This window comes from Brenneria roseae subsp. roseae (assembly GCF_003115845.1).
Lineage (GTDB): Bacteria > Pseudomonadota > Gammaproteobacteria > Enterobacterales > Enterobacteriaceae > Brenneria > Brenneria roseae.
This window is the reverse complement of the sequence record NZ_KZ819032.1, coordinates 1-23,927: the sequence shown is the minus strand read 5'-3', so window position 1 is coordinate 23,927 and position 23,927 is coordinate 1. Positions and strand designations below refer to the sequence as shown.

General features: G+C 50.2%; 19 protein-coding genes and 1 tRNA gene. 11 read left to right on the top strand and 9 right to left on the bottom strand.

Going from position 1 to position 23,927, the window contains the following annotated elements:
- Positions 1–64: 64 nt before the first annotated feature.
- The 9 genes from pnp to DDT52_RS14735 form a co-directional block, all read right to left on the bottom strand.
- Complete coding sequence (pnp, locus tag DDT52_RS14775; protein ID WP_136157031.1) at positions 65–2,188, bottom strand: polyribonucleotide nucleotidyltransferase; 2,124 nt, start codon at positions 2,186–2,188, stop codon at positions 65–67.
- A 251-nt stretch (positions 2,189–2,439) separates the two neighbouring features.
- Positions 2,440–2,709: a 30S ribosomal protein S15 gene (rpsO, locus tag DDT52_RS14770; protein WP_009114440.1), complete on the bottom strand. Its 270-nt coding sequence runs from the start codon at positions 2,707–2,709 to the stop codon at positions 2,440–2,442.
- A gap of 122 nt (positions 2,710–2,831) precedes the next feature.
- Positions 2,832–3,776 carry a tRNA pseudouridine(55) synthase TruB gene (gene truB / locus DDT52_RS14765; RefSeq protein WP_136157030.1) on the bottom strand — a complete coding sequence of 315 codons (945 nt, stop codon included), beginning with the start codon at positions 3,774–3,776 and terminating at the stop codon, positions 2,832–2,834.
- Positions 3,776–4,174 carry a 30S ribosome-binding factor RbfA gene (gene rbfA, locus DDT52_RS14760; RefSeq protein ID WP_136157029.1) on the bottom strand — a complete coding sequence of 133 codons (399 nt, stop codon included), beginning with the start codon at positions 4,172–4,174 and terminating at the stop codon, positions 3,776–3,778. Before rbfA ends, truB begins: the two co-directional genes overlap by 1 nt.
- Before the next feature lie 76 nt (positions 4,175–4,250).
- The gene (infB, locus tag DDT52_RS14755; protein WP_136157028.1) at positions 4,251–6,956 is read right to left on the bottom strand and encodes a translation initiation factor IF-2; all 2,706 of its coding nucleotides are present in this window, start codon (positions 6,954–6,956) and stop codon (positions 4,251–4,253) included.
- A 25-nt stretch (positions 6,957–6,981) separates the two neighbouring features.
- Entirely contained in the window at positions 6,982–8,511 is a 1,530-nt protein-coding gene (nusA, locus tag DDT52_RS14750) for a transcription termination factor NusA (protein ID WP_136157027.1), read from the bottom strand.
- Between the two features lie 21 nt (positions 8,512–8,532).
- Entirely contained in the window at positions 8,533–8,985 is a 453-nt protein-coding gene (gene rimP, locus DDT52_RS14745) for a ribosome maturation factor RimP (RefSeq protein WP_136157026.1), read from the bottom strand.
- 221 nt (positions 8,986–9,206) lie between these two features.
- Positions 9,207–9,283, bottom strand: a tRNA-Met gene (locus tag DDT52_RS14740).
- A 392-nt stretch (positions 9,284–9,675) separates the two neighbouring features.
- The gene (locus tag DDT52_RS14735) at positions 9,676–10,653 is read right to left on the bottom strand and encodes a helix-turn-helix domain-containing protein (RefSeq protein ID WP_136157025.1); all 978 of its coding nucleotides are present in this window, start codon (positions 10,651–10,653) and stop codon (positions 9,676–9,678) included.
- A 462-nt stretch (positions 10,654–11,115) separates the two neighbouring features.
- Between DDT52_RS14735 and DDT52_RS14730 the strand changes: the two genes are divergently transcribed.
- From DDT52_RS14730 to DDT52_RS14680, 11 genes are all read left to right on the top strand, one after another.
- Positions 11,116–12,765, top strand: coding sequence for an AMP-binding protein (locus DDT52_RS14730; RefSeq protein ID WP_136157024.1), 1,650 nt, complete (start codon positions 11,116–11,118; stop codon positions 12,763–12,765).
- A gap of 56 nt (positions 12,766–12,821) precedes the next feature.
- Complete coding sequence (locus DDT52_RS14725; RefSeq protein ID WP_136157023.1) at positions 12,822–14,057, top strand: CaiB/BaiF CoA transferase family protein; 1,236 nt, start codon at positions 12,822–12,824, stop codon at positions 14,055–14,057.
- Between the two features lie 190 nt (positions 14,058–14,247).
- Positions 14,248–15,075 (top strand): acyl-CoA dehydratase activase, encoded by an 828-nt coding sequence (locus DDT52_RS14720; protein WP_136157022.1) that lies wholly within the window; start codon positions 14,248–14,250, stop codon positions 15,073–15,075.
- Positions 15,072–16,313: a 2-hydroxyacyl-CoA dehydratase subunit D gene (locus tag DDT52_RS14715; protein WP_136157021.1), complete on the top strand. Its 1,242-nt coding sequence runs from the start codon at positions 15,072–15,074 to the stop codon at positions 16,311–16,313. Before DDT52_RS14720 ends, DDT52_RS14715 begins: the two co-directional genes overlap by 4 nt.
- Positions 16,313–17,446, top strand: coding sequence for a 2-hydroxyacyl-CoA dehydratase subunit D (locus tag DDT52_RS14710; RefSeq protein WP_136157020.1), 1,134 nt, complete (start codon positions 16,313–16,315; stop codon positions 17,444–17,446). The genes DDT52_RS14715 and DDT52_RS14710 overlap by 1 nt, the downstream gene beginning before the upstream one ends.
- Positions 17,447–17,550: 104 nt before the next feature.
- A complete protein-coding gene (locus DDT52_RS14705; protein ID WP_136157019.1) occupies positions 17,551–18,876 on the top strand; it encodes a GntP family permease in 1,326 nt (441 codons plus the stop codon).
- Between the two features lie 148 nt (positions 18,877–19,024).
- Entirely contained in the window at positions 19,025–20,164 is a 1,140-nt protein-coding gene (locus DDT52_RS14700; protein ID WP_136157018.1) for an acyl-CoA dehydrogenase family protein, read from the top strand.
- A 103-nt stretch (positions 20,165–20,267) separates the two neighbouring features.
- On the top strand, positions 20,268–21,044 hold the full coding sequence (gene fixA / locus DDT52_RS14695) for a putative electron transfer flavoprotein FixA (protein ID WP_136157017.1): 777 nt from the start codon (positions 20,268–20,270) through the stop codon (positions 21,042–21,044).
- A 21-nt stretch (positions 21,045–21,065) separates the two neighbouring features.
- On the top strand, positions 21,066–22,010 hold the full coding sequence (locus tag DDT52_RS14690) for an FAD-binding protein (RefSeq protein ID WP_136157016.1): 945 nt from the start codon (positions 21,066–21,068) through the stop codon (positions 22,008–22,010).
- A gap of 73 nt (positions 22,011–22,083) precedes the next feature.
- Positions 22,084–23,370, top strand: a complete 1,287-nt coding sequence (locus DDT52_RS14685) for an FAD-dependent oxidoreductase (protein ID WP_136157015.1) — start codon at positions 22,084–22,086, stop codon at positions 23,368–23,370.
- Positions 23,367–23,651 carry a ferredoxin family protein gene (locus tag DDT52_RS14680; protein WP_136157014.1) on the top strand — a complete coding sequence of 95 codons (285 nt, stop codon included), beginning with the start codon at positions 23,367–23,369 and terminating at the stop codon, positions 23,649–23,651. The genes DDT52_RS14685 and DDT52_RS14680 overlap by 4 nt, the downstream gene beginning before the upstream one ends.
- Positions 23,652–23,927 lie beyond the last annotated feature (276 nt).

Below are 23,927 nucleotides of genomic sequence, written 5' to 3'. Positions count from 1 at the left end.
TGATATACGCAACACCCTAGCGTTAACGTAAACGATTCGGTGTTTTGCACAACTGTGGTAACAGTTATTCTTCCTCAGAAGACGGCACTGCCGCTTCCTGAGACTGAGCATTTGCTTCTTTAATACTCAAACGTACACGGCCCTGGCGATCGACTTCCAGTACCTTGACCGGAACTTCCTGCCCCATTTGCAGGTAGTCCGTCACTTTCTCAACGCGCTTGTCGGCGATCTGAGAAATATGTACCAGACCTTCTTTACCACCACCGATGGCAACGAAGGCGCCAAAATCAACGATACGCGTCACTTTACCCTGATAGACACGACCGACTTCGATTTCAGCGGTAATTTCTTCGATACGGCGAATAGCATGTTTCGCTTTTTCGCCATCTGTAGAAGCAATCTTCACTGTACCGTCATCTTCGATCTCAATAGTCGTACCGGTTTCTTCAGTCAGCGCACGGATAACCGAACCACCTTTACCGATCACATCTTTGATCTTGTCAGTGCTGATTTTGATGGTATGGATACGCGGTGCGAATTCAGAGATGTCGCCACGTGGCGTACTGATCGCCTGTTCCATCACACCCAGAATATGCAGACGAGCGCCTTTGGCCTGATTCAACGCAACCTGCATGATTTCCCGGGTAATACCCTCGATTTTGATATCCATCTGCAATGCAGTGATACCTTCACGGCTACCGGCCACTTTGAAGTCCATATCGCCCAGATGATCTTCATCACCCAGAATATCGGACAGAACCACAAAATTTTCACCTTCTTTTACCAGACCCATCGCGATGCCTGCGACAGCGGCTTTAATCGGTACACCCGCATCCATCAGCGCCAGAGAAGCACCGCAGACTGACGCCATGGAAGAAGAACCGTTTGATTCCGTAATTTCAGACACCACGCGCACGGTATACGGGAATTCATTCGCTTTAGGCATAACCGCCAGCACGCCACGTTTTGCCAAACGACCATGACCAATTTCACGGCGTTTCGGCGATCCCACCATGCCAGTTTCACCAACTGAGTACGGAGGGAAGTTGTAGTGCAGCAGGAAGCGATCGGTACGTTCGCCGGTCAGTTCATCAATCGTCTGAGCATCGCGTTCGGTACCTAATGTCGCGGTAACCAACGCCTGAGTTTCACCACGAGTGAACAACGCAGAACCGTGGGTACGCGGCAATACGCCAGTACGAACATCCAGACCGCGAATCATGTCTTTCTCACGGCCATCAATACGCGGTTCTCCACGCAATACGCGGCTACGCACCACATCCTTCTCGATGTTGCCCAGAATTTCCTGGATTTCGCCCGCGTTCAGCGTTTCATCTTCCGCCAGCAGCGCGGCTTCCACTTCGGCTTTGATGACATCAACCTGAGCATAACGCTCTTGTTTTTCAGTGATACGATAAGCATCACCCAGACGAGTTTCAGACAGAGCCTGTACGCGCTGGTGCAAACCGACATTCACTTCCGGCGCATGCCAATCCCACTTCGGTTTGCCTGCTTCAGCAACCAGTGCGTTGATATTTTCAATAACAATCTGCTGTTGCTCGTGGCCAAATACCACCGCGCCCAGCATCTGATCTTCACTTAACAGATCGGCCTCAGATTCAACCATCAGTACCGCGCCTTCAGTACCCGCGACCACCAGATCCAGACGGCTTTCCTTCAGTTCGTCAGTCGTCGGGTTCAACACATACTGATCGTTCAGGTAGCCGACGCGGGCAGCGCCGATTGGGCCACTGAACGGAATACCAGACAGGCTCAGCGCGGCAGAGGCGCCGATCATGGCGACGATATCAGGGTTTACCTGCGGATTAACAGAAACCACCGTGGCTATAACCTGAACTTCATTCAGGAAGCCGTCAGGAAACAGCGGACGAATCGGGCGGTCAATCAGACGGGAAATCAGTGTCTCACCCTCGCTCGGACGACCTTCACGACGGAAGAAACCACCTGGGATACGTCCGGCAGCGTAGGTACGCTCCTGATAATTTACCGTTAAAGGGAAGAAACCCTGGCCTGGTTTAGCGTGTTTGGCGCCTACAACGGTAACAAATACTGCAGTATCATCCATGCTTACCATTACAGCAGCGGTAGCCTGGCGGGCCATCATACCGGTTTCTAACGTGACGGTATGTTGACCATATTGGAACTTACGAACGATCGGATTCAGCAAAATAATATCCTTAACTAGGGCGTGTCGAACCTACTCAGGATAAACACGCCGGTGAACTCCCGACCTTTACACTACATCCTCACGACTAATGACAACCTTTACCCTGCTCATGCAGATAAAGCCTCTCATTAGCCGCGCGAACCTCTGTAATGAAAGATCATAATTAAAACAGCAATACATTACTCTGTTTTGCGAGCGCTTCCTAGAAGAAAGGGGCCAAAAGAGGCCCCTTCCTACTGAAACTCGGAAACTTAGCGACGCAGACCCAGACGCTCGATCAGACTGGTATAACGTGCTACATCTTTACGCTTCAGGTAGTCCAGCAGCTTACGACGCTGAGAAACCATACGCAGCAGACCACGACGGCTGTGGTGATCTTTCTTGTGCTCAGCGAAGTGGCCTTGCAGATGGTTGATCTGCGCGGTCAGCAACGCGACCTGAACTTCGGTAGAGCCACTGTCGTTAGTACCACGACCGAATTCCGCTACGATTTTAGCTTTAGCTTCAACACTTAGAGACATAGTCATACTCCAAACATTATAGATAAAAAAACAGGCGCCGATCTCTAATTCAGCCACCCAATAGTCAAGCCGCGCTATTCTACTCTCAGCCTCTTGCGATAGCAAGGCGGCAACAGGCCGGCTTAGTTCTGAAACTCAACGACCAAACGACGCGGAGCAACACGCCCGTCCTCGTCAATCTCGCCCATGCCAATGAATTTACGCTCTTCTCCCTCGGTAATGCGAACCATACCATTCGAAGGGGTACCTGGCGTTTGAACCGCTTGCCCCAGCTTCAGGTAACCGGCGACCACCGGGTTCAAATTCACTTCGGGAAAATCCATCACCGGGCTATCCATCGGCATCAGGAGCGGATCAAGACTCAGCGCCGGCGCGCGATCGTCAGCCTGCGCCTGTGCCAATAATCCATGCAACTGATCCAGCGTCACCATTTTTTCAGTAGGATAGGTTGAAACCTGTAGACGGCGCAGATAAATCACGTGCGCGCCACAGCCTAACTTCTCACCCAAATCATCAATGATGGTACGAATGTAAGTTCCTTTGGAACAGTGAATTTCCAGTTCCAGTTCATCGCCTTCGTAACGGATAAACCGCAGCTCATAGACGGTAATTTCACGTGCTTCACGCGGAACAACCTGCCCCTGACGCGCATACTCGTATAGCGGACGTCCCTGATACTTCAACGCCGAGTACATGGAAGGAACTTGCCGCGTGGTGCCACGGAAGCTTTCCAGCGCCCCTTCCAGCTCGGCTTGTGAAAAGTTTACCGGACGCGTTTCAATCACGTTTCCATCGGCATCCGATGTATCTGTCCGCTGTCCAAGCCGGGCAATCACGCGATACCGCTTGTCAGAGTCCAGCAAATACCGGGAGAACTTGGTTGCTTCACCGAGGCAGATCGGCAACATACCGGTCGCCAGCGGATCCAGCGCACCGGTATGCCCTGCTTTATTCGCGTTAAAAATCCGTTTTACTTTCTGCAAGACGTCATTCGACGACATGCCCTGAGATTTATCCAATAATAATACGCCGTGTACATCACGGCCACGGCGACGAGGACGACTCATTAATCCTCCTGATCTTCGCCCGTTGCAGAACGACGCGCGGCATCATTTTTGACGACGCTGGTGACCAGATTGGACATTCTCATCCCTTCAACCAGGGAGTTGTCATAGGCAAATGTCAATTCCGGTACAACACGCAGACGCATTGCCTTACCTAACAACATGCGGATAAAACCAGAGGCGTCTTGCAATGCTTTGACCGACGTCTTCACCTGTTCCGGCTCGTTATCATTCAGTAATGTCACGAAAACTTTTGCGTAAGCCAGATCGCGGGAAACTTCAACGCCAGAAACGGTCGCCATACCAATCCGCGGATCTTTCACTTCGCGTTGAATAATAATGGCGATTTCTTTTTGCATTTCCTGCGCAACGCGCTGAGTGCGGCTGAATTCTTTTGCCATATTGAATCCTCAATTAAAAATCGGGGGGCCACTAAGGCCCCCTTACAAATAACTCACGTCATCGTCTGGAACAGAATTAAACGATGGTGCGTTTGATCTCAATCGTTTCAAAGACTTCGATCACATCGCCAGCACGGACATCGTTGTAGTTTTTCACGCCGATACCACATTCCATACCGTTACGGACTTCGTTAACATCATCTTTGAAGCGACGCAGAGATTCCAGTTCGCCTTCGTAGATCACCACGTTGTCACGCAGTACACGGATTTTGTTGTGACGTTTAACCACACCTTCCGTAACCATACAACCTGCGACAGCACCAAACTTAGGTGACTTGAACACGTCACGGACTTCTGCCAGACCAATGATCTCTTGCTTGTATTCCGGCGCCAACATACCGCTCATGGCCTGTTTAACTTCATCAATCAGGTCATAGATGACGGAGTAGTAACGCAGATCCAGACTTTCCGCTTCAACAATACGACGGGCGGAAGCATCTGCACGGACGTTAAAGCCAAGGATAATCGCATTTGAAGCGGCTGCCAGCGTGGCGTCGGTTTCTGTGATACCACCCACACCGGAACCCACAATCTTCACTTTCACTTCATCAGTGGACAATTTCTGCAGGGAATCAGAAATCGCTTCACAAGAGCCCTGAACATCAGATTTCAGTACGATATTCAATTCAGAAACTTCACCTTCCGTCATGTTGGCAAACATGTTTTCCAGTTTGGATTTCTGCTGGCGGGCCAGTTTGACTTCACGGAATTTGCCCTGACGATACAGCGCCACTTCACGCGCTTTCTTCTCGTCACGCACCACGGTAGCTTCATCACCGGCAGCGGGTACGCCTGACAGTCCCAGAATTTCAACGGGAATTGACGGACCGGCAGACGCAATTTCACGTCCCAGTTCATCACGCATGGCCCGAACCCGGCCATACTCAAAGCCACACAGCACAATATCGCCTTTATTCAGCGTACCTTCGCGAACCAGCACGGTAGCAACCGGGCCACGACCTTTATCCAGGAAGGATTCGATTACCACGCCGCTGGCCATACCACTACGAATGGCTTTCAGTTCAAGCACTTCGGCCTGGAGCAGGATCGCGTCCAGCAGTTCATCGATACCCGTACCGGCTTTGGCAGATACATGAACGAACTGAGACTCACCGCCCCACTCTTCCGGCATAATACCGTACTGGGACAGTTCGGTTTTAACACGATCCGGATCGGCTTCCGGCTTATCAATCTTATTCACTGCAACCACAACCGGAACCTTGGCAGCTTTCGCATGCTGAATAGCTTCGATTGTCTGAGGCATCACGCCATCATCAGCCGCAACGACCAGAACCACGATGTCCGTTGCCTGAGCACCACGCGCACGCATTGCGGTAAACGCGGCGTGTCCCGGGGTATCCAGGAACGTGATCATGCCATTATCCGTTTCAACGTGATAAGCACCGATGTGCTGGGTAATCCCGCCCGCTTCGCCTGCCGCGACCTTGGTTGAACGGATATAGTCCAGCAGTGAGGTTTTACCATGGTCAACGTGACCCATAATGGTAACGACAGGTGCGCGGGATTCAGCCGCCGCGCCAGTATCACGATCGCTCATGACCGCTTCTTCCAGCTCATTCTCACGGCGCAGAATCACTTTGTGACCCATTTCTTCCGCCACCAGTTGGGCCGTTTCCTGATCGATAACCTGATTGATGGTCGCCATCGCACCCAGTTTCATCATCGCTTTGATAACCTGAGAGCCTTTGACCGCCATTTTGTTGGCTAACTCAGAGACAGTCACGGTCTCGCCGATGATCACATCACGGTTAACGGCCTGAACCGGCTTGTTGAAGCTTTGCTGCAACGTACTTGGTTTACGTTTACCTTTGCCACCACGGGTAACGGCGCGGGCTTCTTCGCGGTCGGCCTTGGACTCAGACAGGCGGTTACCTTTCTTCTGCTTGGTTGCTTTGCCACGGCCACGACTGCGACGCTCGCCTTCAACCTGACGATCGCTTTCATCTTCCGCTTCACGGGCATGATGAGACGTGGTCACATGATAATCTGCGACCTCTTCAGGTTTCTGGCTTTCCGCTTCCCAGCGCCCGGCATTTTCTTCCGCCATACGGCGGGCTTCTTCGGCAATGCGCCGAGCTTCTTCCTCGACCTTAAGGCGAGCGGCTTCTTCTGCTTTACGCTTAAGTTCGGCAGCTTCCGCTTCACGTTTCGCTTTTTCAGCCTGAGCCGGCTTGGTCATACTCTCGTTTTGTTGATTCGTCACTTTTTCTTTTTCCGCTACATCACGCTTAGCTTTTTCAGCGGCCTCACGTTTGGCTTGCTCTTCGGCAGCACGTTTAGCTTTATCAGCAGCTTCACGCTGGGCTTTCTCTTCCGCCTCGCGTTTAGCCTGCTCTTCAGCAGCGCGTTGTGCCTGTTCTTCCGCTTCACGCCGTGCCAGCTCTTCCTCTTCAGCCTGTTGGGCATCCAGAGGATCGCGTTTTACATAAGTGCGTTTCTTGCGGACTTCGATCTGCACCGACTTACTCTTACCGCCAGTGCTTGGAATATTCAACGTGCTGCGCGTTTTACGCTGCAGCGTCAGTTTACCAGGCACACTCCCGCGATCGCGGTTAAGGTGCGCCAGTAACGTCTCTTTTTCATGCTGAGTCACAGAATCCGATGCAGACTTGGTGATGCCCGCATCAGCAAACTGCTGTATCAGGCGGTCAACCGAAGTCTGAATCTCTGTGGCCAGCGATTTTACGGTTACATCTGTCATGCTGTTCCTTTCCTGCTACAGTTCGTTATTCGTTGTCGTCGCCAAACCAACAGATATTACGGGCCGCCATAATCAGCTCCCCCGCTTTTTCATCATTCAGCTCTTCAATATCCGTCAGATCGTCAACGCCCTGCTCAGCAAGATCTTCCAGCGTACAAACACCGCGTGCCGCCAGCTTGAATGCCATCTCACGCGACAGGCCAGGTAAACTGAGCAAATCGTCTGCGGGTTGGCCATCGCCGCGACTTTCTTCGTGCGCCAGCGCCAGGGTGGTTAATGCGGCTTTTGCACGTTCGCGCAATGCTTCAATGGTCTCTTCATCGAGGCCTTCGATAGCCTGTAGCTCTTTAATTGGCACATAGGCCAGTTCTTCAAGTGAAGAGAAGCCCTCTTCAACCAGCACGGTGGCAAACTCTTCGTCAATATCAAGGTGCTTGGTGAACACATCAATAGCGGCATGCGCTTCAGCCTGATGCTTGGCCTGAAGATCTTCTACCGTCATGACGTTCAGTTCCCAACGGTCATCTGAACGATGCTGCTTTAACAATTGGGAAGCCAAACGTACGTTCTGGCCGTTACGACCAATCGCCTGCGCCAGATTGCTGGATTCAACAGCGATATCCATCGTACAGGTATCTTCATCCACCACGATGGAAACGACATCAGCCGGCGCCATGGCGTTGATAACAAACTGAGCAGGATTGTCATCCCACAGAATGATATCAATCCGTTCGCCGCCCAGCTCACTGGATACTGCCTGCACGCGAGCGCCGCGCATACCGACACAAGCGCCAACAGGGTCGATACGCTTATCATTGGTTTTCACCGCAATTTTCGCACGGGACCCCGGATCGCGGGCAGCAGCCTTAATCTCGATGACCTCTTCACCGATTTCCGGCACTTCGATACGGAAGAGCTCTATCAGCATTTCCGGACGGGAACGGCTGACGAACAGCTGTGCGCCACGCGCTTCGGGACGAACAGAGTAAAGTACGCCACGGATACGATCGCCAGGGCGGAAATTTTCACGGGGAAGCATGTCTTCACGGCCAATAACCGCTTCTGCACTGGTGTTAGAACCATCGACCGGTCTGACTTCAAGCGAAATATTATCACGGTTAACCTTCTTCACGACACCGGTGATAATCTCGCCTTCCTGTTCGCGGAACTGATCGACAACCATGGCGCGTTCAGCTTCACGAACTTTCTGCACAATAACCTGTTTTGCCGTTTGCGTGGTAATACGGTCAAACGTTACCGATTCAATCTGATCTTCTACATAATCGCCGACATCGAGCGAAGGATCTTCAAACTGAGCCGCGTCCAGTGTAATTTCACGCGTCGGCTGGGTCACTTCATTTACCACCAGCCAACGGCGGAACGTATCAAAGTCACCGGTCTTGCGATCGATACTGACGCGGACATCAATTTCCTGCTCGTATTTTTTCTTAGTTGCTGTCGCCAGTGCGGTTTCCAACGCTTCAAAAATCTTCTCGCGCGGGACGGCTTTTTCGTTGGAAACGGCTTCAACAACAGCCAGAATCTCTTTATTCATCCTAGTTGCCTCATCCAAACTTTAAAAGTGGGGTACCAGGTTCGCTTTCTGGATGTTGCTCAGCGCGAACACTTCGTCTTTGCCTTCCACTGTTACGGTAATCATTTCGCCATCAACGGCTTTAATAACGCCCTGCCACTTACGACGATTCTGGACTGCCATTCGCAGTACCACCGTCACCTCTTCACCGATAAAACGCACATAATGTTCTATCGTGAACAAGGGACGCTCAAGCCCTGGAGACGATACTTCCAGGTTATAGGCGACAGTGATAGGATCCTCAACATCCAATACCGCACTGACCTGGTGGCTGACATCAGCACAATCGTCAACAGTGATCCCATCTTCACTATCAATATAAATACGCAGCGTCGATTGGCGACCCCGGATGAACTCAATACCGACCAATTCATAACCTAATGCTTCGACTGGTGCTGAAATCATCTCTGTTAATTTTTGCTCTAACGTGGACAAGCCCACCCCCAAGACATAAAAAAAGGGCCTAATAGCCCAGTAATTCTGTTGCCAAATAACAAAAAACCCCGATATATCGGGGCTTTATGCAACTGGACCCTAATACCGCTAAAAAACGCGGCATAACCTTCGGTTAAGGATTCTTTCAAAAAATCACTGTAAAAGCGATGTCGACTTATTGAACAGTTTATTTGAAAAAATGCTCTACTGGAAAGGTTAAGTGGTTGCGGGGGCCGGATTTGAACCGACGACCTTCGGGTTATGAGCCCGACGAGCTACCAAGCTGCTCCACCCCGCGTCCGAAAACGTGGCAAATACTACGCTGACAACCGCAAAAATGCAAGTTATCTATAGGATTGGCGCGAGAACAAGTCTCTAGAAGTTAATCTATTGTATTGAAATACAAAGAACCCCGTCAAGACCTTATCGGAATGCCCTTTATTCCCGCCCTGATGGCTACCCTCATTCAAGGCCCACTCGATACGCGATGACGCCCACAGGTGAGCTGTCGCGACATAGGGTCTCTGATACGGTGAGAGAGTCCCCACTGCCTAACCGAAAGTCCATTATGGATGAGAGAGGAATATTCTGTTGCAGTTACTGAAGATAAGGCAGAGAAGGCCGGCCTGTTGGCGGCAAAGATATCATCATGAAAAGACACATTTATAACTAACCGGATTCCGGGCGCATTTATCCTCCCCGAATCGAATGTATTCTTCTATATTCAGATGGCGTCATTAAATACTCCGCCTTAAACCTACGGCTCAAATTGGAAATGTCACGAAAACCACAGTCATAGGCTATCTGGGTGATATTTTTATTCGCCATTAAAGGGTTCGCAAGCTCTGACTTATAATGCTCAAGCCGCTTCTGATGTATCCATCGATTGACAGACATTCCCTGCTCATGAAACAACTTTTGCAGATACCTTACGGATATTCCGCACGCCCGGGCGCAATCCTGAACGTTTAATTCCGGTTCAGACAAGTGTTTTTCAATATATTGCAGCGCAATGTAAAAAATGGTTGAGCGCCCCATACTCTGCACTGGCAACGCCATGCTAAGTTCACTAAGCGACATGGTAATCAGATTAAGCAAAATATCCGCCAAATGCTGGGCATGCAGCGGCGGAATGGAATCCAGAAATGGAATATATTTAAGCATGAAACTGTAAACCAGCGCCCCCGTTACGCTGTTGCCGCGAATGGCTTTCGCGGTAAGACTGTGTGTATTCCCCAGTCGTCCGGCAAATTTTTCACGCGGGATCAGGATTTTGAACAGAGAGTAATCATCATCGAAAGACCAGGTAACAGGTCTGGCCATATCGAAAAAGCAGAAATCGCCCTGGCGTAAAAGAGCCGTTCTTCCATCTTGCGAAAGTTGGCTGGTACCGGAACGTTGCAGCTCGATGTAGAAATCGCCTTCCTGACTCACCCCCTGCGAGCGCGGTAAACTGGTTGCACGGTGTCCGTTCGACTCCAAAAGAAGAAATTGGAGATCGGCCACCCGCCGCTCCACAATATTAGCGTAAAACCGCTGATGGCTGGGGCTGGACTGCGAGTTCATACAACACTCGTAAGAGGAGAGGAAACGTCCCTTAACGGTATCCCTGAAAGCAGTAAACCGCTCAGCACTGGGGACATCTTGAGTCGTAAAGATGTTTCTCATAATGTAACCACTTTTCTCAAAGACCTATTATTTATGTGGTCTATCTTCATCCAGAAGAAAAAGCAAGGGTTCATTCATTAAAAGCATATCAACATCTCATAAACGGTCATGTTCCGAATATTTTAAAAATTCATGCCATTTCTTTATTCCTTTTCTATCTCCGGCGATAAGAAAAATATGTAAGCTGCCGTTATAACAGACTGGAATCATCACCGAAAAAAATCAGAACATTATTTACTACAAATTAATCACATTATCATCATCGCACTCTTTTAATTAACAATCACCTCAAATAAGTCACAAAAAGGCATCATTGAAATATCGCGGCAGATCACATTTACCGCGTCCGGATGAAAATGACGAAAAACAGTTCGCAATTTACCAAGAATGATGACTTGCACATTCCCATAATGAAAAAACGGAAGCGGTATTGCACGACATCACTAATATAGGTACATCACGATGGGGCTATTAACGATAACCGCGGGAGAATGCTTAAATAAAGCAGCGATGCTTAATCCGTCCGGTATTGCATTGATTGAGAGCCGCACCGGGAAGTCACTAACATGGCAGGAATTAAATGATGATGTCAATCGTGTTGCTCGCGGCTTGCTGGTAAGAGGGATGAAAAAAGGCGATCGCCTGGGTATCTGGTCTGCCAATAATGTTGAATGGATCATCTGTTTTTTAGCAGCGGCCAGGATCGGCGTCGTTGTTGTTGGTATTAATTTTCATTTCATGAAAAAAGAACTGTACGATTTATTGCACCTGACCCGAATTAAAGCTTTATGTTTATCCGATGGTTTCAGAGAAAATGACTTCTCAGAAGTCATTGCCTCGCTTTCTCAACAAAGCGAGGCAGAAGAGGCTTTCTTCCCTGAATTATTAATAAGCATCGGAAATAAAAAAGCATCTCAGGCATGGTCGCTGAATGAAATAAAAGAACAAGGCCGGTCGTTGCCAATATCGCATTATGAAGAAGCCGTATCGCAGGTGCAAAGCAACGACCTTCTGACCATTCAACTGACATCCGGCAGCACCGCCTTACCCAAATGCGTCATGCTAAGCCACCACAGCGTCGTCAATAATGCCTTTTTTTCTGCCCAGCGATTAAACGTCGTGCCAGATGACATACTTTGTCTGGCGGTACCATTGTTTCATTGCTTCGGCCTTTCTTCCGGGCTGTTCTTCTCCCTTCATACCGGCTGCAAAATGGTCTTGCTGGATAACTATCGCGCTGATGAAGTGCTCAAATCGGTCCAGACCTACCGATGCAGCGTGATGCACGGTGTGCCAACCATTTTTAGTCGGCTGATGCAGAATGATGACCTGGTTCATTACGATACAACCAGTCTGGACAAGGGCATCGTTGCCGGCGCCTATTGTCCGCCGCGACTGATTCAGGACATTGTTATGCGTCTCGGTATGAAGCATATCTCCGTGTCATACGGACAGACGGAAACATCGCCTTGCTGTACTCAGACACTGCCGGATGATTCGATTTCACTAAAAAGTCATTCAATAGGAAAGCCCCTGCCTTTTATCGAAATGAAAATTGCAGATTTGAAAACGGGCAATCCGTGTCCTGCTGGCGTGCGGGGAGAAATCTGCACCCGGGGATTTCACGTCATGATGGGTTATTACCATGATGATGAACAGACACGGAAAACCATTGATCCGCAAGGTTGGCTGCATACGGGAGATATCGGCTTCATCGACGTCAATGGTGATTACCATTATTCCCACCGCATTAAAGATATTATCGTTCGCGGAGGTGAAAACATCAGTTCACGCGAAGTGGAAGAGGCCATTCTGGAATATCCGGGGATCGATCTCGTAAAAGTATTTGGTGTGGAATCAGAAGAACTGGGAGAGGAAGTCGCCGCGGCCATTTGCATGAAAGAAGGATATTTATCTTGCGAAACCGAGTTACGCGAATTTTTGCGACATCGTTTGGCGCACTACAAAACGCCCGCCAATATTCATTTTTTAAAAAAATTTCCTTATACGCCCTGTGGAAAAATAGACATTCAAAAATTGAAATCATTAACAAGTAATAAAAATACTGTCAATAAATACAAAGAAAACGCCGTAGCTTCACATAGAAAATAATTTAAAAAAACGCTGAAAATTATGCACTGAGCCAAAAACCGGTAAAGGAGAGGAAAATGGCGAGTAAAAAAGCATTAGAAGGGGTGACGGTTGTAGAATTAGCGACATTCATTGCCGTTCCCGCAGCAGGAAGAATTCTGGCGGATATGGGCGCTAAAGTGATTAAAATCGAATCGCTGGACGGAGATAATTTACGTTATACCGCACCAACAGAAGGCCGCCCGCTGGATCAGCACGAGAACACGACCTTTGATTTGGAAAATGCCAACAAATACGGCATTGCGTTAAATACCAAAACCGAAACAGGCCGCAAAATATTATTCCAGCTACTGGAAAAGGCCGATATTTTCCTGACCAACTGGCGTCCTAAAGCTCGTGAACGAGCCGGTCTGGATTATGAAACGCTGAAGAAACAATTCCCTCATCTGGTCTATGCCTGCGTAACCGGCTACGGCGACACAGGGCCGGATAAAGATCTACCGGGATTCGACTACACCGCGTTTTACGCCCGAGGCGGCATACTGGGTTCGCTCTATCAGAAAGGAACCGTGCCCATGAACGTCATTCCGGGGTTGGGGGATCACCAATGCGCCATGGGATTGGTTTCTGGCGTACTGGCGGCATATATTCGGGCCAAAAACACCGGTCAGGGAGAATATGTTTCCACCAGCCTGCTGCATACCGCCATCTACACTCAGGCAATCATGATTCAGGCGGCGCAATACAAAGATTACGGGCAATCTTATCCTATCGACCGCCGCACCACGACCAGTCCGTTCATTCTGGCGTACAAAACCAAAGACGACCGTTTCATTCAGATCTGCATGCCGGTCTATGACGCCTATTATCCCAAATTCATTCGTTGTATCGGCAGACCCGATCTGGCGGAAGACGAACGTTATACCCGGCTTCAGGAAGTCGCCAGGCATAAACGCTCGCCGGAGTTATACGACATTATCTGTCAGCAAATGGAGCAAAAGACGGTTAATGAATGGAAGACGATCTTCCTGGAAAACGATATTCCCTTCAGCGTCGCGCAGGTATGGGAAGAGATTCTGGATGATGAACAGGCATGGGCCATCGACACCTTCTATCGGATGAAATATGCCAACGGCAGCGAAAAAGCATTGGTGCGCCCGCCAATCGTTTTTCTGGAAAGCGGATTACCCGATTACAAACGGGGCCCGTTACTTGGTGAAGATACCCCTGCGATTTTAAAAGACCTTGGGTATAGCGACAGCGATATCGCCAGACTGGAAACCGACAAGGACATTTTTATCTGGCAGGAGTAACCGGCATCAGAGGCCGGCGACAAACTTGAATCCGCGTTACCGGAAACGCCGCGCGGTGGCAGCGAGGCACAGGCCTGGACCGCCCTCGCACTGTTGCCGGCCTCATCGGCGCTCTTCCACCTGACGACGGACTTTGTCGGCAGTCTGGAACAACCGTCGCTATTTCCTCGATTATCAGGAGATCGTCCATATGCAAAATATACTCACCATGGGCGTGGATATCGGTTCATCCGCATCCAAATGCGTCATCATGCGCAATGGTACGGAGATTGTCGCCCAATCCCTGTCGTCTGTCGGAGCGGGAACATCCGGACCGGAAAAGGCCATGGCGGAAGTGTTTCGGCAATATGGCGGAGCACGTAGCGATATTCAATGGGTGTGCGCTACGGGATACGGACGCAATTCATTGAAGGGGGCCAACAAGGAGATCAGTGAACTCAGTTGTCATGCCAAAGGCGCCAATTATCTTTTCCCAGGCGTCAAAACAGTCATTGATATTGGCGGACAGGATGTCAAAGCGCTACACATGGACGGCAGCGGCCGTCTGCTCAACTTTGTGATGAATGACAAATGTGCGGCAGGTACAGGCCGTTTCCTGGACGTCATGTCACGGGTGCTGGAAACCAATATCGCCGATCTCGCCGCATTGGGCGCACGGTCGCAGAAACTGGTCACGATCAGTTCCACCTGTACGGTCTTTTCCGAATCCGAAGTTATTTCACATCTCGCCAATAACGAGACGATTCCCGATGTCGTCAACGGCATTCATAAATCTGTCTCCAGCCGTATTGCCGGGCTGGCGAAAAGAGTAGGGATAGAAGAACCGGTCGTCATGACCGGCGGCGTCGCAAAAAACTTTGAAGTTGTTCGTTATGTCGGCAAAGAGTTGGGAGCCCCCATAAAGACCTCGCCATTATCACAATATACCGGGGCGATCGGGGCGGCTATTTATGCATTTGAAGCGTGCAGTTCGTCATTAAAAGACAGCGCTCCCATTTTAGGAGTACATAATATATGAGCAATGTAAATGTAAACGAGCAGGAATATATTCCCGCGAAAAAAAAGTTACAGCAAATTGCCGCTGACGCGTATCAACGCGCCTGGGATGCCAAAAATAAAGGAGAAAAAATTGGCTGGTGCGCTTCCAACTTTCCGCAGGAAATTGCGGAAACATTGGGCGTGCCTGTCGTTTATCCCGAAAATCAGGCGGCCGCCATCGCCGCGAAAGGCGGTGGCTTGAGAATGTGCGAACATGCGGAAAGCATGGGTTATTCAAACGATATTTGTGCCTATGCCAGAATCAGCATCGCCTTTATGGATATCAAGCACTGTGAGGAAATGGATATGCCTCAACCCGATTTCCTGCTGTGCAGTAACAATATCTGCAACTGTATGATCAAGTGGTATGAGAATATCGCTTATGAATTGAATATTCCGCTAATCCTTATCGATATCCCTTACAAAAATGATTATGAAACGGATGATGTCACCGTTCACTATATCAAGGCGCAATTTGATGACGCCATCGCGCAACTGGCAAAAATAACGGGCAAAACTTTTTCAGAAGAAAAGTTCAGGGAAGTCTGTGAAATATCGCAGCGTACGGGCAAAGCCTGGCTGAAAGCGGCGGAATATTGCCAATATACCCCCTCCCCGATGAACGGCTTCGATCTGTTCAACCATATGGCTGTCGCCGTTTGCGCCCGAGGCCGCCAGGACGCGGCGGAAGCCTTTGAGCAACTGTGCGAAGAGATGGAACAGAATATCCGGGAAAAAAAATCGACCTATCGGGCCGAAGAAAAATATCGGGTGCTGTTCGAAGGCATTGCCTGCTGGCCCTATCTGCGCGCCACCTCCACCCCGCTGAAAGAACACGGTATCAATGTAACGGCGACGGTATACGCCACCGCATTCGGCGTCATTTATCAGAACAGCAGCGAAATGATGCGGGCCTACTCTTACGTTCCCAACTGCGTTTCGGTAGAGCGGGCAGCGGATATGCGAATTAACGTCGGCCGCCAAAATCACATCGACGGCGCCATTATCCATGTCAATCGCAGTTGCAAACTCTGGAGCGGCATCATGCCGGAGATAGAGCGAAGAATACGCCGCGAACTGAATATTCCTACCGTCACATTCGATGGCGATCAGGCCGATCCCCGCGGATTCTCCGAAGCACAATACGTTACGCGCATCGAAGCACTGACAGAAATCATGGCTGCCAACAAGGCCGCTGCGGATAAAGGGGTAATCTGATGGAAACGTTAGCCAGAAAGTTTGAACTGTTAAAATCGATTGTCGACAATCCCGCAAAACAACTGAACGCATTTATCAGAAATGGCAAAAAAGTTGTTGGATGTCTCCCCGAATACACACCTAATGAAATCGTCTACGCCGCAGGTATGGTTCCGTTCGGTCTGTGGGGAGCGGAAGGACGGGAAATATCAGAAGCCAAGAAATATTTTCCGCCTTTCTATTGCGCTCTGGCGCTGTCATCGCTGGAAATGGGGCTGGACAAGGCGCTGGATAAACTGTCGGCGGTCATGATCCCCGTCCTTTGCGATACGCTGAAATGCCTTGGTCAAAACTGGAAAGTCGGCGTGCCTCAGGTTCCCTTCATACAGATCGTCCATCCACAGAATCGCGGGACGCCAGCGGGAATAGCGTTCCTGTCCGAACAGTACAAAAAGGTAGCCAGGCAATTGGAGCAACTGTCAGGACAACCGATCTCGGATGAGGCGTTGAACAACGCCATCACCGTCTTTAACCAACATCGGGCGGTACTGCGCGAATTCTCGCACATCGCCGCACAATATCCGCGCACCATCAGTCCGTTGCTGCGCAATATCGTGATCAAAAGCGGTTACTTCATGGATACCGTCGAACATACGCAGATCGTGCAGGATATTATCTCTCTCTGTCAGAAGCAGTCGCCGGAAGAATGGGACGGACACAAGATCGTGGTGACCGGCATCATTGCCGACAGCCCTTCCCTGCTGCAAATCTTTGCCGATAACAATATGGCCATCGTTGCGGATGAGGTCGCGCATGAATCCCGGCAATTCCGGCTCAATGTCCCGGAAGGCGACTCTCCCTATACCCGGTTGGCTGAACACATTGCCAAACTCGAAGGGTGTTCACTGTTATTTGACCCAGATAAAAAACGCACAAAAATTCTGTCTGATATGGTACGGAATAATAATGCGCAAGGCGTTGTCTATCTGCTGACGAAATTCTGTGATCCCGAAGAATTCGATGCGCCAATTATAAAAAAACATCTCGATAAAGAGGGTATTCCTTCAATCGTTATCGAAATCGATCAGCAAACCCAAAGTTACGAACAAGCGCGGACGGCATTACAGACTTTTGCCGATGTCTTGTCGGATTAATAAGTCATTATGTCCCAAATAGACTTATAGGATCATAGACAACCTGAAAAGCATTGATTCTCTATGATCCAAACTGATCCCTGATAAATATAAGTGAGAAAATTATGGGTATTCTTTTCTTGATTCTCGGGTTAATTATTTTAATGGTGATGTGTATGAAAGGAATACACATCTTTATTTCCGTATTTACCGCCAGCCTCTTTTTAGCCATAACCGCATGGATAACCGCACCGGATGTGCTTAATCCTCTGGACGCCATATTGCAGGTCTATACCGCCGGATTGGGGGGCTATTTCGGTAATTTCTTTTTCATCTTTGTCCTGGGGGCTATCTTCGGCAAATTGACCGCCATCAGCGGCGCTGCCGACAGCGTGGCTTCATTCATCATCGGCAAATTTGGCGAAAAAGCGGTGATCCCGTCATTAGTCGCCGCCTGCGCTATTCTGGCCTATGGCGGCGTTTCTGTTTTTGTCGCTTTGTTCACCGTCTATTCCATGATGATCAGCATGTTCAAAAAAGCCAATCTGCCCCGCCGGCTCATTCCCGCCGTCTATTTCGCCGGAGCCGGTACTTTCGTGATGATTATGCCGGGTTCACCGCAAATCCAGAACCTTATCCCCATGAAGTTTCTCGGCACATCAGCAACCGCAGGTCTGGTACCCGGCATGATAACCGCGGCTTTCCAGGCAATTCTCGTCATTGTTTATCTGTCATACCTGTTCAAAAAAGTAAAAGCCAGCGGTGAAGGCTGGGTTGATGATGAAAATCTCGCCCAAAAAAGCAATGCCGTAAAAAACACAAATCTGCCTCACGTGATCGTCGCCTTATCACCGATGCTGTTATTGTTGGTAGCCTTGAATATTCTGAAATGGGATCCGGCTATTGCGTTATTTTCCGCCATCGTTTCCGCGTTGATCATTTACTTTCGTTTTTTAAACTGGAAAGAGATCATCGGTAACCTGGCGGCGGGAACGATGGAAGGTGTCGTCTCCCTGTTCAATACCGCCGTTATCGTGGGATTCGGCGCACTGGTGATGAAACTGCCGGCTTTCCAGCAGTCATTTCAGGCCATTGCCCATTCCGGGTTGAGTCCGCTGATCGTCACCGCCATCGCCGTAGGCGCGTTGGTATTCATCAGCGGTTCCGGCTCCGGAGCGTTGAGCATTGCCATGCCCCTGATCGCATCAATGTTCCCTGCCGCCGTGGTGGATCAGGGCGCATTGCACCGCGTGGCGACCATGGCCTGCATGAGCACCACGCCGCCATTCAACGGACTTATCATTACCGTTTTCAGCGTTTGCGGCGTCAACCATAAACAGTCTTATGGTCCGGTCGGTATGCTGACATTGGCTATTCCATTAATTGCAATGTGCTTCATGTTGCTGCTGTATGCCTTATTACCGGCATCCATTACTACGCTGGGAGGGTAATTTTCGTTCGGACAAAAAATAGATTCACCTCAGCATGAATACGTTATGGATAAATAATTACCCGTTCATAAGCAAATGAAAATGAATACGAATCACCAGGGAATATTAAATTACACCGCGCCAATAATATTACAGGGAGAAAATAAAAATGAATTTTCAACTTACAGAAGAGCAATCCCTTATCAAAAATATGATCAGGGAATTTGTGGAAAATGAAATACAACCCATTGCTGCGGCAATTGATAAAGAACACCGTTTCCCACGGGAAAGCATTTCTCCCATGGCCGAATTAGGACTGTTTGGTTTCAATATTGATGAAGAATATGGCGGCAGCGACGCCGATGTCATCAGTTATGTATTGGCAACAGAGGAGATGGCAAAGGTCAGCGCCGCACACGCCATGATCATGGGATCGCAGTGTTCTCTCACCGGCCCGATTATTCAGAAATACGCCGACGCCGAAACCAAAAAACGTCTGCTTCCGAAAATCGTATCGGGTGAAAGCCTGGGCTGCTTCTGCCTTTCCGAACCCAGTGCGGGATGTGATGCCGCCGCGCAACAGACAACAGCCGTACGCCATGGCGATACCTATGTCATCAACGGTTCCAAACTGTGGATCACCGCCGCGCCCCAGGGCGCTTTCTTTATCGTCTTCGCCATGACCGATAAAAGCCAGGGCGTGAAAGGCATCACCACATTCCTCGTAGAACGCGATAACCCGGGCATCAGCATCGGCTTGCCGGAGGAAAAGATGGGGATGAACGGTTCCGATACCTGTGCGGTCAGCTTCAGCGACTGCATTGTCCCCGTTGCTCATCGTCTGGGGCAAGAAGGAAAAGGGTTTTCCATCGCGATGGAAACCCTGGATGGGGGACGTCTGAGCTGTTCCGCTATCGCACTTGGCATTGCTCAAAGCGCGCTGGACGCCACCCTCACCTACACCAAAGAACGGATACAGTTTGGAAAACCCATCGCCGCCAACCAGGGAGTGCAGTGGATGCTGGTCGATATGGCTACGCGCGTCGATTGCGCCCGGATGCTGGTATATCGCGCGGCGGCCGCCAAGATGGCGGGCGGCGCTTATACCCGGGAAGCGGCGCAGGCCAAGCTCTATGCATCGGAAACGGCGACGTTCGTTACGCAAAAAGCGGTGCAATTGCATGGCGGCATGGGATACACCCAATCCTATCCGGTCGAACGGTTAATGAGGGAAGCCAAGCTTACGGAGATTTTTGAAGGAACCAGTGAGGTGCAGCGCATGGTTATTGCCAAGCATATCCTGGCCTGAGCCGACGACGCTATGCGCACCACCTATGTCGGGTGGCGCGCGCATTCGGCTCGTTTCCATCATCTATTTACCGCCTCATTCACCGGAATGGAGAAAACCAATCATGAGACTCATCGCCTGTTGTAAAATCGTCCACGACGAGCAGGACATCACCACCCGCCCGGATCGATCGCTGGATATGGACAACGCGGGACTAAAAATCAGCTTGTACGATCTCAATGCGTTGGAAGCTGCGACCGATATCGCCAAACAACAACCAGATAGCCAGCTCATCGCACTCAGCGCAGGCAATAAAGCCATGCTGGAAAATTCCAAGATCCGTAAAGATATACTTTCTCGCGGGCCGGACGAGCTGGCAATCGTCGCGGATGACGCATTTCACCTCCTGTATCCAACGGAAACCGCCAAAATTCTGGCAAGCGCAGCACAAAAAATCGGGTTCGATCTGCTGCTCTGCGGAGAAGGATCTGGCGATCTGTATGCGCAGCAAACTGGCATACAGATCGGCGCGCAATTAAATTTACCCTGTATCAACGCCGTCAGAAAAATTACGGTAGGCGAAGGAAAAATCCTCGTAGAACGGGAGCTTGAGGATACCGTGGAGGAGCTAGAGCTCTCCCTGCCCGCCGTGATTTCAGTCACGTCCGACATTAATACCCCCAAGCTGCCGTCAATGAAAGCCATCCTGGCCGCGAACAAAAAACCCGTCACACAGTGGGATCTCTCCACGCTGGCGTGTGAACTCGGTGCAGTGACCGCCACCCGAGAATCAGCCTGCGCCCCTAAACAGGCGGACAGGCTCCGGATGATTATCGAAGGGGATTCGGATGAAAACATTGCCGCGTTCGCCGAACATCTCCGGCAGGCCATCAGTCAATAATTGAACGCAAGGAAACCCCAAATGGCTAATTTATTACCTATCGTTTTCGTCTACGCAGATAAAGCGGATCGTCTTGCCGAATTGATTGTCCTCGCCCGTCAATGGGGCAAAGAAGTCAACGTCCTGTTCGTTGGTGACGATCAGGAGATCAGAGAGTGCATCAATCTCGGGGCCGATGTCGTCTACCATTTTGCGCAACAGGAAGACGTCATCATCGAAGATTATGTTCCTTCCTTCGTCAATATTATCAGGGAGGTTGGCCCTCAGGCACTGGTATTGCTGGCAGCGACCAAACGCTGCAAGGCCATCGCCGCCCATCTGGGTCAACAACTCAACGCGGCCGTAGTGAACGACATGCTGAGTTTACGTGTGGAAAACAGCGCCATATTCGTTACGCATCAGTTTTATGGCGGTCTGGCGCATGAAACCGAACAGATCCATTCGCCCTACGCTATCGTAACCACCAGCAACGGGGGCGGAGAGACCGAATATGCAGGGAGCGTTGCCAGTTCGAGTATCAAACCAGGCGTATTTATCCCGCCGACCCAACCGATAAGATTGGTTTCCCGCCGACCCAAGCAAGGCAGCATGATTAATTTGACCAAGGCCAAGCGCGTGGTCGGCATCGGGCGCGGTTTCAGTAAGCAGGAAGATATCGCGCTGGCGGAGGCACTGGCAAAAGCCATCCACGGTGAGGTGGGGTGTTCCCGTCCGATCGCTGAAGGCGAAGGTTGGATGGAGCATGGACGCTATATCGGTGTATCCGGGGTTGCGCTCAATGCCGATCTATATATCGCCACCGGCGTTTCAGGACAGATTCAGCACATGGTTGGCGTCAATCACGTCAAAACCATTGTGGCGATCAACAAGGATAAAAACGCGCCTATCTTCAATTTTGTCGACTACGGGATCGTGGGGGATCTCTATAAAGTGCTTCCCACGCTGACCGCAAAACTGAACGGATGATGGACGTCGGCGCACCGCCGGTTTATTTCGGCGGCGTAGACACACCTCACGCAACACGAAGGATATATCAACTATGGCAGACGACCTTTTTGACGCCATCATTGTTGGCGGCGGTCTTGCCGGCGGTACTGCCGCCTACGTACTGGCCCAGGCCGGATACTCGGTGCTGGTCATTGAACGCGGTAATTTCGCCGGCAGCAAAAATATGACCGGCGGCAGGCTGTACGCTCACAGCCTGGAAAGCATCATTCCGGGATTTGCCACAGAAGCCCCGATAGAACGACGCGTAGTACGTGAAAAAATTTCCATGCTCACCGAAGACAGCGGCGTCACGCTGGATTACCAGCGCGCCAGGGAAGATAGCCCTGAAACAAGCTCGTATACTATTCTGCGCGCATCATTCGACCAATGGCTGATGGACAAGGCGGAAGCGGCAGGAGCGCAATTGATTCCCGGCGTACTGGTGGACGACCTGATCGTCAGAGACGGCAAGATCTGCGGCGTCAGAGCGGGAGAAGACGAGATCGAATCACACGCGGTCATTCTGGCTGACGGAGTCAATTCGCTGCTGGGGAAAAAACTCGGCATGACGCGCAACGTCAATCCGCATACGGTGGCCGTCGGCGTCAAAGAATTGCTCGAATTTACTCCCGCCCAAATGGAAGAACGTTTCGGCTGTGTAAACGATGAGGGGCTAGCCTGGCTCTTTGCCGGAGCGCCCTCGGGAGGGCTGATGGGCGGCGGTTTTCTATATACCAACAAGACGACCGTTTCTCTGGGACTGGTGCTTGGGTTGCATAACATAGGGAAATTTCCCCGCAGCGTTCCCCAGATGCTGGAAGACTTTAAAAATCATCCGCTCGTCGCCCCACTCGTCAAAGGGGGAAAGTTGTTGGAATACTCCGCACATATGGTGCCGGAAGGCGGTTTGGACATGGTTGCGGAACTGATCGGCGATGGCGTATTGATTACCGGGGACGCCGCCGGATTCTGTCTTAATGTTGGTTATACCGTCCGAGGCATGGATCTGGCAATCGCTTCGGGTGAAGCGGCGGCCAAAGCCGTTATCGCCGCCAAAGAAAAAAACGACTTCAGCCGCAACGGGCTGGCGTCATATCAGACCCTGCTGGATAACAGTTTTATCCTTAACGACATGAATCTTTATCGACATCTCCCGGCCTTTTTGGACAACCCTCGCTTTTTTACCGACTATCCGGAAATGGCAATCGGCGTAATGCAGGACATCTTTACGGTAAACGGCCCGGAACGGCCTCTGCGCAAGAAAATACTCGCTCATGCCAGGAAGGTGGGGATGTTCAATTTACTTAAGGATGGATTCAAAGGAGTACGCTCGTTATGAATAAGGTGAACGTTGATATCAAACTGGGCGTCAACAAATTTAACGTCGACGAGGGCAACCCGCATATTGTATTAAAAGAATATCCTGATGCCGAAGAATTTAAGAAACTGGTGATAGCCTGCCCCGCCGGATTGTATAAACAGGATGATAACGGGCATTTTCTGTTCGACTATGCCGGATGCCTGGAATGCGGCACCTGCCGCGTATTATGTGGCGATACCATTCTGGAAAAATGGCAGTATCCTTCAGGTACATTGGGGGTTGAATTCAGGTACGGATAAAACCTTCGTCTCATTGATGGTCAGATATTCACTAGACACAAAGGCGATCACTTAACGATCGCCTTTACTGGCTTTACTGAGGATGAGACGCTGCTTTACTGGTTTGATTACTGGAAAAATTATGCACTAGCTTAGTGTTTGGTTTTGTGCATTAATTTTCATTATTCATCGTTGAAATCTTTCAAAAAGACACTGCCCCACATCATTAAATCAGACTTTCAGCGTGATTGCGCATTCTGCGCAACTTCTTGCTCACTTTCCAGCATAAATCACTTT

Coding starts and splice junctions, on each gene's coding strand:
- rpsO (WP_009114440.1), bottom strand. CDS start 2,709: ATGTCTCTAAGTGTTGAAGCTAAAGCTAAAATCGTAGCGGAATTCGGT.
- truB (WP_136157030.1), bottom strand. CDS start 3,776: ATGAGTCGTCCTCGTCGCCGTGGCCGTGATGTACACGGCGTATTATTA.
- rbfA (WP_136157029.1), bottom strand. CDS start 4,174: ATGGCAAAAGAATTCAGCCGCACTCAGCGCGTTGCGCAGGAAATGCAA.
- infB (WP_136157028.1), bottom strand. CDS start 6,956: ATGACAGATGTAACCGTAAAATCGCTGGCCACAGAGATTCAGACTTCG.
- nusA (WP_136157027.1), bottom strand. CDS start 8,511: ATGAATAAAGAGATTCTGGCTGTTGTTGAAGCCGTTTCCAACGAAAAA.
- DDT52_RS14735 (WP_136157025.1), bottom strand. CDS start 10,653: ATGAGAAACATCTTTACGACTCAAGATGTCCCCAGTGCTGAGCGGTTT.
- DDT52_RS14730 (WP_136157024.1), top strand. CDS start 11,116: ATGGGGCTATTAACGATAACCGCGGGAGAATGCTTAAATAAAGCAGCG.
- DDT52_RS14725 (WP_136157023.1), top strand. CDS start 12,822: ATGGCGAGTAAAAAAGCATTAGAAGGGGTGACGGTTGTAGAATTAGCG.
- DDT52_RS14720 (WP_136157022.1), top strand. CDS start 14,248: ATGCAAAATATACTCACCATGGGCGTGGATATCGGTTCATCCGCATCC.
- DDT52_RS14715 (WP_136157021.1), top strand. CDS start 15,072: ATGAGCAATGTAAATGTAAACGAGCAGGAATATATTCCCGCGAAAAAA.
- DDT52_RS14710 (WP_136157020.1), top strand. CDS start 16,313: ATGGAAACGTTAGCCAGAAAGTTTGAACTGTTAAAATCGATTGTCGAC.
- DDT52_RS14705 (WP_136157019.1), top strand. CDS start 17,551: ATGGGTATTCTTTTCTTGATTCTCGGGTTAATTATTTTAATGGTGATG.
- DDT52_RS14700 (WP_136157018.1), top strand. CDS start 19,025: ATGAATTTTCAACTTACAGAAGAGCAATCCCTTATCAAAAATATGATC.
- fixA (WP_136157017.1), top strand. CDS start 20,268: ATGAGACTCATCGCCTGTTGTAAAATCGTCCACGACGAGCAGGACATC.
- DDT52_RS14690 (WP_136157016.1), top strand. CDS start 21,066: ATGGCTAATTTATTACCTATCGTTTTCGTCTACGCAGATAAAGCGGAT.
- DDT52_RS14685 (WP_136157015.1), top strand. CDS start 22,084: ATGGCAGACGACCTTTTTGACGCCATCATTGTTGGCGGCGGTCTTGCC.
- DDT52_RS14680 (WP_136157014.1), top strand. CDS start 23,367: ATGAATAAGGTGAACGTTGATATCAAACTGGGCGTCAACAAATTTAAC.